The organism is Desulforhabdus sp. TSK (assembly GCF_022836495.1).
Classification (GTDB): Bacteria; Desulfobacterota; Syntrophobacteria; order Syntrophobacterales; family Syntrophobacteraceae; genus Desulforhabdus.
Genome location: NZ_BQXM01000283.1, coordinates 1 through 255, shown reverse-complemented (window position 1 = coordinate 255; position 255 = coordinate 1). Strand labels below are relative to the sequence as shown.

1 protein-coding gene is annotated in these 255 nt (G+C 67.1%); it reads left to right on the top strand.

What is annotated here, in order from left to right:
* The coding region (locus MWC30_RS22405) for a proton-conducting transporter membrane subunit (protein WP_368860939.1) at positions 1-255 on the top strand (255 nt) is incomplete at both ends.

Below are 255 nucleotides of genomic sequence, written 5' to 3'. Positions count from 1 at the left end.
GCCTGCTCGGGGGGATCATCCTCCACTACATGGCGACCGATTCCATCGCCGTGCGGGCCGTCGACCACGACGGGAGCCTGGCGTTTTACCTCATGCTCATCGGCGTTATCGTGAACGCCGCCGTGCCGCCCCTCCACGCGTGGCTGACCGACGCCTACCCCGAAGGCACGGTGACGGGCTCGGTCTTCATGTCGGCCTTCACGACCAAGACGGCCGTCTACGTGCTCGTGCGGGTGTTTCCGGGGACGGAGCTCC